The 5,666-nt window shown below is 61.3% G+C and carries 4 protein-coding genes and 1 riboswitch; of the genes, 1 reads left to right on the plus strand and 3 read right to left on the minus strand.

What is annotated here, in order from left to right; all coding sequences use genetic code 11:
- Nucleotides 1–127: 127 nt before the first annotated feature.
- Nucleotides 128–283, minus strand: a riboswitch (FMN riboswitch).
- 1,551 nt (nt 284–1,834) lie between these two features.
- From JMJ95_RS00375 to JMJ95_RS00385, 3 genes are read right to left on the minus strand one after another with little or no spacing between them, the layout of a single operon-like run.
- On the minus strand, nt 1,835–2,947 hold the full coding sequence (locus JMJ95_RS00375; protein WP_290681007.1) for an alanine racemase: 1,113 nt from the start codon (nt 2,945–2,947) through the stop codon (nt 1,835–1,837).
- Nucleotides 2,948–2,949: 2 nt separating this feature from the next.
- Entirely contained in the window at nt 2,950–3,348 is a 399-nt protein-coding gene (locus tag JMJ95_RS00380; protein WP_290681010.1) for a RidA family protein, read from the minus strand.
- Nucleotides 3,348–4,154, minus strand: a complete 807-nt coding sequence (locus JMJ95_RS00385) for a GntR family transcriptional regulator (protein WP_290681013.1) — start codon at nt 4,152–4,154, stop codon at nt 3,348–3,350. Before JMJ95_RS00385 ends, JMJ95_RS00380 begins: the two co-directional genes overlap by 1 nt.
- A 232-nt stretch (nt 4,155–4,386) precedes the next feature.
- On the opposite strand from JMJ95_RS00385, the gene JMJ95_RS00390 reads away from it, so the two are divergent.
- Nucleotides 4,387–5,631 carry a 3-isopropylmalate dehydratase large subunit gene (locus JMJ95_RS00390; RefSeq protein WP_290681015.1) on the plus strand — a complete coding sequence of 415 codons (1,245 nt, stop codon included), beginning with the start codon at nt 4,387–4,389 and terminating at the stop codon, nt 5,629–5,631.
- Nucleotides 5,632–5,666 lie beyond the last annotated feature (35 nt).

The raw sequence follows: 5,666 nt of genomic DNA on the forward strand, positions 1-5,666 counted from the left end.
GGCGGACAGAAGGGCGGTCCACACCATGCGGCGGGTTGAGTTGACGGTTGTCGCTTCCATGAGTAACTTCGCCTCCCGAAAAAAAAAGCCCCGGACGCACAGGCATCCGGGGCAAAAAAACGGATCTCGCCATCTTCTTCCATCCTGACTTCACGGACACCTTGTTTCGTCCGTCTCACAGTCGGCTCCGGAATCACGCCGGATCAGCCTTTCGGCTCGCGGGCTGCGGACCTGGAGGTCCTTCACCGCCGGTGGGGAATTCCACCCCGCCCCGAAGATTTCGGGGTAATGATACTCCATTTCCGCCGCCTTCGCCAGAGGGGGAATCCGCTTCGTTGAGGGCTAAGAAAAGAGGCTGTCATCCTGAGCGCAGCGATCGCGCAGCAGCCCGAGCACGGCGAAGGAAGCATTTCGCTTTTGTCATCCTGAGCGAAGCGAAGGATCTCAGGGTTGGACTCCTTCGTCTCTTAAGGGCGAGGTCCTTCGGCCAAAAATCCGGCCTCAGGACGACAAACTGCTCTTGTCATCCTGAGGGCGGCTCCACGCCCGAAGGATCTCAGGGTTGGACTCCTTCGTCTCTTAAGGGCGAGATCCTTCGGCCAAAAATCCGGCCTCAGGACGACAAACTGCTCTTGTCATCCTGAGGAGCCCAGCGACGATCGCGAAGCATCCCGAGCACGGCGAGGGAAGGATCTCAGGGTTGGACTCCTTCGTCTCTTAAGACCGAGATTCTTCGGGCTTTGCCCTCAGAATGACAAGAAGGGCGAGATCCTTCGGCCAAAAAGCCGGCCTCAGGATGACACCCTTTCTGTCATCCTGAGCGAAGCGATCGCGCAGCATCCCGAGCATAGCGAGGGAAGGATCTCGGGGTTGCGTCGAAGACGGGAACATAACCCTCCATCCCTGCCAGTTGTCATCCTGAGGGCGGCTCCACGCCCGAAGGATCTCAGTCTTGGTCTTTCGTCCCTTAGGGGCAAGGATGAGATCCTTCGTCCCTTAGAGGCAAGGGCGAGGTCCTTCGGCCCTTAGAGGCAAGGGCGAGGTCCTTCGGCCAAAAAGCCGGCCTCAGGATGACACCCTTTCTGTCATCCTGAGCGAAGCGATCGCGCAGCATCCCGAGCATAGCGAGGGAAGGATCTCGGGGTTGCGTCGAAGACGGGAACATAACCCTCCATCCCTGCCAGTTGTCATCCTGAGGGCGGCTCCACGCCCGAAGGATCTCAGTCTTGGTCTTTCGTCCCTTAGGGGCAAGGATGAGATCCTTCGTCCCTTAGAGGCAAGGGCGAGGTCCTTCGGCCAAAAAGCCGGCCTCAGGACGACAAACTGCTCTTGTCATCCTGAGGAGCCCAGCGACGATCGCGAAGCATCCCGAGCACGGCGAGGGAAGGATCTCAGGGTTGATCCCTTGTCCCTCAAGACCGAGATTCTTCGGGCTTCGCCCTCAGAATGACAAGAAGGGCGAGATCCTTCGGCCAAAAAGCCGGCCTCAGGATGACACCCTTTCTGTCGTCCTGAGCGAAGCGATCGCGAAGCATCCCGAGCATAGCGAGGGAAGGATCTCGGGGTTGGACTCCTTCGTCTCTTAAGGACGAGATCCTTCGGCCAAAAAGCCGGCCTCAGGACGACAAACTGCTTTTGTCATCCTGAGGGCGGCTCCACGCCCGAAGGATCTCAGGGTTGATCCCTTGTCCCTCAAGACCGAGATTCTTCGGGCTTCGCCCTCAGAATGACAAGAAGACCGAGATCCTTCGGCCAAAAAGCCGGCCTCAGGATGGCAGGCAAGGCCATCCCCGCTGGGGATGATGGATCGCACCGTTGTCATTGATTCTTTGCCCTACTGCGACTTCCCCCTGCAGAGAATGGGCAACTCGTCTACGACCAGGCCGTCCTCCACGAGATACATCCGGTCGTAGAGGTTGCAGGTGGGGCAGATGTGGTTGGGGATGATCTCCACCCGGTCTCCCAGGGAGATCCGCTTGTTCGCTTCTCGGCCGTAGACAAGCCCGTGCTCGTCATAGAGCTTGCCGATCCTCAGACCGTCAAAGCCCTTCAGCAGTCCGTAGCCTGGAGTGCCGCAGATCCCCCCTTCCCTGGTGAAGGCCGTCAGCGCCTTGACCCCCGCATCCAGGACCACCCGGTCCGCCGTGGGTTTGCTCACCACCGTGGCCAGCACAGTGGCGGCGCAGGTGTCGTAACTCCCCACCGCCGCGCCCTGGGCGGCGTCCATCAGAACGTAAGTTCCGGGACGGATCTCCGTCACGCCGGGGAGTATCTCCCCGCCGACCAGAAGGGACGGCGTGGAGCCGATGCTCACCGTGCCTACCGGTATGCCTGCCGCCCGGATCATCTCCGCGGCCCCGAGGGTATCCTCCTGGGCCTTCCGGAAAAAGGCGGCGCACTGTTCCCGGTCTTTGGCGCCGTAGGTGTGCCCCTCGTGGGAAAAAATGCCCTTCAGCCGCACGTTCGGCGTGTCGGCAATGAATTTTGCAAGCACCACCAGCTCCGGTCCGGGGAGCATGCCCGACCTCACCTCTCCCGTTTCCACCTCGATCAGAACGTCCGCCGGTTCCGCTGCGCCCTTGAAGAACCGGGAGAGGCCCGTCACTTGCTCCCGGTTGTCCACCCCAACGCTGAGCCGCACTTTTGCGGCCAGGTTCCGGAGCCGGGCGAACTTCAGCTCGCCGTAGATCTCGTTGGCGATGAAGATGTCATCCATGCCGTTCGCGGCCATGACCTCCGCCTCGCCTACCTTGGCCACGGTGATTCCCTTTGCTCCGGCCTGCACCTGCATGGCCGCGATCGCCGGGGTCCTGTGGGTCTTCGTATGGGGTCTCAGGGCGATGCCCGCCCTGTCCGCCCTGTTTTGCATGTCCTTTATGTTGCGCAGCAAAACGGGCCTGTCCACAAGGAGGGCAGGGGTATCCACGGCGCTGTACGGGTCCTTCATGATCATTTCTCCTCCGTTCTTCCGGAGGCCGTCGCCGCAATGGCGTCGATCTCCACCAGGAAGCCGTAGTGCAGGTCCCGCGTCGGCACCACCGTCCGCGCGGGCTTGTGGTCGCCGAAGAATTCGGCGTACACCGTGTTCACCCTGCCCCAGAGCGAAATGTCCGACACGTAGACGGTCACCCGCAGCACCCTGTCCCTGCCGCTCCCCGATGCCTTCAGGACGGCCTCCAGGTTCAGGAGGGCCCTCTTCGTCTGTTCCTCCACCGTGCCGAGGCATTTCTCTCCCGTCCCCGGGACGATGGGAAGCTGTCCCGCCACGTACACAACGCCCTGGTGCTCTACAGCCTGGGAATAATGGCCCCCCGGCCGAGGAGCGTCCTCCGTCGAAATGAACCGCATTATTTTCCGGCACCTCCGTTCATAATCGTGCACTCTGCCTGTTCCGCCCCGGAACCTTCCGGTGCCTGTCCGCACCCTTCGTCCCGTCGTAAATCCAGCTTCCGAATTTCCTCGTCGATGTAGTCGGCCAGGATGCTGTTGTGGAAGGCCATGGCCTTTACCGCCGCTTTCACGCTGCCGCTCTCCATGGTCCTGATGATCTCCATGTGGTGGTTGTACCGCTCCCTTGCGGGGAAGGGGGTGGTGGACAGTCTGCGGAACGTCTTTTTCCACTGGACCTCCACTCTCTTGTGCATCTCCCAGATCACGGGATTGTCGAGCAGGGAGGTGATGGCCAGCTCGAAATTCATGTTGGGCAGTTCGAACCGGGATCCTTCCTCGGCACGGCCTTTTTCCGCCGCCTCGAGCTGTTCGTCCTCCATCCGCCGGAGGGAAAGGATCTGCGATTCCGTCAGATGGGGGACCACCTCGGCCACCACACGTTCCTCGATCATCCTCCGGGCCTGGATGAGCTGCCTCAGAAAGACGAAGTGATCCCTCTGGGCGGAGTTGTATTCCGCCACCGGCACGGCGGCGGTGGAAAGAAGGAACGCTCCCCCTCCGTGGCGGATTTTCAGCAGGCCGTTGCTCTCCAGAATCTTCAGGGCCTCCCGAACGGAACTCCGGCTCACCTTCATGGCGTCCGCCAGGGTCCGCTCCGAGGGAATCCGGTCCCCCACCTGCAGATTGTTGTCCCTGATGTACCTGGTGACGTTTTCGATGATCGCATCCCTGACGATGACCTTCTTGATCTGCTGGAGCGCCATGGTTCTCCATCCCCCTTGCATCCGCCTGATAATATGCTATACTTTTCAAAAGTTTTAACTGGTAGGACCACTTACCATTTCAACCCCATTATAGCACCTCGCCGAATCTTACATCATGATTCACCCGGTCGAAGGCCCGGAAAATCATTCCGGAGAAACGGCGGACACAGTCATCCCCCCGCGGGGAAAGGCTTTTGGAACCGGATTTTACGACATGAGGAGAGATAACGGAATGCATGCTCTGGAAAAAATCCTCGCCCGGGCTTCCGGGAAGACGCAGGTATCGGCAGGGGAAATCGTCCTTGCGGACGTGGACCTGGCAGAGGTCAACGACCTCTATCTCCAGGTGATCAAATCCTTCCGCGAACTGGGAGGAGAAAAGGTCCGCCACCCCGGAAAGACCTCCTTCGTCTTCGATCACTATTCACCAGCACCCACCATCAAGGCAGCGGACAATCACAAAAAAATGAGGGAATTCTGCGCGGAGCAGGGCATTCAGCACCTCTTCGACATCGGCGAGGGGGTCTGCCATCAGGTACTGACCGAGAGCGGCATGGTCGGCCCCGGCGCCCTCGTCGTGGAGACCGATTCCCATACCACCACCCTGGGTGCCCTGGGGGCCTTCGGGACGGGCGTGGGGGCCACCGACATGGCTACCATCCTGATCACCGGGAAGCTCTGGTTCAAGGTCCCCCGGGTGATGAACATCGTCTTTGAGGGTACCCCTCCCAAGGGCGTCATGGCCAAGGACATGATTCTCCACGCCATCGGCGACCTCAGACAGGACGCCGCCATCTACAAGGCGGTGGAGTTCAGCGGCGGCGCGGTCCGGGCGATGCCCCAGGAGGAGCGCTTCGTCCTGTGCAACATGGCTGTGGAGATGGGGGCCAAGGCGGCCTACATCGCCCCGGACGGCATCACCCTCGAATACCTCTCCCGTTTCGGCTGGAAAGGCGGGGAGATTCCCGCGACCGATCAGGACTACGAGTATGACTCCGTGGTCCGGTACGACGTTTCCTCCCTGTCTCCCCGGGTCGCCCTTCCGGGGAGCGTGGACGCCGTCTCCGCCATTCCGGGGGAGAGGATCCCCGTGGACCAGGTGTTCCTTGGCACCTGCACCGGCGGACGGCTGAACGACATTCGGGTCGCGGCGGAGATCCTGGAGGGAAAACGGGTCGCCCCGGGAATCAGGTTCGTGGTCATTCCCGCCTCGAGGCGGATCTTCCAGGACGCCCTCCTGGCCGGGTACATCGAAACGCTGGTGAACGCCGGCGCCGTGCTTTCCACCCCCGGCTGCGGCCCCTGTCTCGGCGCCCACGAGGGCATCCTCGCGCAGGGGGAAACCTGCGTCACCACGTCGAGCCGGAATTTCCCCGGAAGAATGGGAAGCCCCGGGGCGGACATCTACGTCGCGTCGCCCGCCACCGCCGCCGCCACCGCGCTCAGGGGTTATCTCTGCGGCGCGGACTCGCTCTAAGGGAGGATCTAGGGTATGGACATCATCAGGGGAAG

The organism is Aminivibrio sp. (genome assembly GCF_016756745.1).
Classification (GTDB): Bacteria; Synergistota; Synergistia; order Synergistales; family Aminobacteriaceae; genus Aminivibrio.

What these genes read in the sequence shown, in the direction of transcription:
- JMJ95_RS00375 (WP_290681007.1), bottom strand. Translation starts at nt 2,947, where the DNA reads ATGAAGGACCCGTACAGCGCCGTGGATACCCCTGCCCTCCTTGTGGAC.
- JMJ95_RS00380 (WP_290681010.1), bottom strand. Translation starts at nt 3,348, where the DNA reads ATGCGGTTCATTTCGACGGAGGACGCTCCTCGGCCGGGGGGCCATTAT.
- JMJ95_RS00385 (WP_290681013.1), bottom strand. Translation starts at nt 4,154, where the DNA reads ATGGCGCTCCAGCAGATCAAGAAGGTCATCGTCAGGGATGCGATCATC.
- JMJ95_RS00390 (WP_290681015.1), top strand. Translation starts at nt 4,387, where the DNA reads ATGCATGCTCTGGAAAAAATCCTCGCCCGGGCTTCCGGGAAGACGCAG.